This window comes from Burkholderia sp. Ac-20349, from assembly GCF_017104865.1.
GTDB lineage: Bacteria > Pseudomonadota > Gammaproteobacteria > Burkholderiales > Burkholderiaceae > Burkholderia > Burkholderia aenigmatica.
Genome location: NZ_JAAGPM010000346.1, coordinates 1 through 1,235 on the forward strand (window position 1 = coordinate 1; position 1,235 = coordinate 1,235).

The 1,235-nt window shown below is 63.5% G+C and carries 1 protein-coding gene; it reads right to left on the minus strand.

Annotated features, from left to right (window positions below):
- A partial coding sequence (gene vgrG / locus G3N61_RS39135; RefSeq protein ID WP_205825128.1) for a type VI secretion system Vgr family protein occupies positions 1-1,235 on the minus strand: 1,235 nt, incomplete at both ends.

Here is a 1,235-nt window from a genome sequence, read left to right on the forward strand (position 1 = left end):
TAACCTTGATCGCTGATGCGAACCTCCGTACTTCCTGCGTGCAGCACGATTTCGTCTGCCGCGTGCAGGTGGATGCTGTCGGCCGTACTCGTGATGTTGATGGTCTTCTTTGCGGTGAGGTCGACACCGTCGGTCTGCGCTTCGATCCGCACTTTCCCAGATGCGGCGACGAGCGCCATGCCGGCCTTGTGCACGAACAACGAGAACGCGGTCGACACGCTCGCGAACAGCGACCGCCCCACGGCAAGCCCGACGTGCCGGCCGCTTGTTACGGCAACATCCTCGCCGCTCGCAATATGAGCGCTACGCTCAGCCGCCAGACTGAATCCGGCTGGGCCGGCCAGGACGATGTCCGCCTCTGTCAATTCCGGGAAATCGTCCGGGCCGGCAGGCGTATTGCCGCGAATCGCATCGTTGCGCGCCTTGATCGACTTGGCCACATCGCTCTGATCCGCGTCGGGCCGTTGCGCCTGATGCCGTTGCGCCAGGCCAGTGAGGCTTTCCTGTAGTTCGCGCGCCCGCGTGAGTCGGCCTATGGCCTCCTTGGCGTCCTTCGAATGGCCCGGGCCGCCCGGTTGACCGTCCGTCGACACGAACAAACCCTTCAACGCCCGAACGACACCCCAATCGTCGGTGCGAAGATCGAAGCCTTTGCCACGTGCATCGGCGCGCCCCTTCTTGTGCGTAATTCGCCGAAGGTTGCCGAGGCTCAGCATCGACATGCCCGCGTCGCTGGCAAGCTGCGTCTGGATTTGTTCCCGCGTATCGTCGATCGCCAGATGGCCGGATGCCGTGCCATGGAGCTCCCGGCCACGAATGACCGACACCGCGTGGTTGTGCGGTTGGTCCAGTGCAGGCTGGCGGAACGCGTTGACGGCGCTCCCGATAATCACCGGCAAATCCGGGTCGCCGTAGTAATGCGACACCGCCACCTCATGACCGATGCGCGGGATGAACGTCGCGCCCATGTCTATGCCTTGCCAAGGCGACAGCACACGCAGCCAGATGCCCGAATTCTCGTCGTGCTGGCCTTGCCGGTCCCATTGGAACTGTACTTTTACCCGACCGTATTGGTCCGTCCAGATTTCCTGCCCGGCGGGGCCGACGACGATTGCTTTCTCAGGTCCGCCCATAATGGGCTTGCGGACGCTGCGCTCCAGTCGAAATGGCTCGTTCGTCGGCAACAGTTCGAATTGCGCTTCGGCGCGATAGGTCTGCGCGCTGCCGGCTCGCCC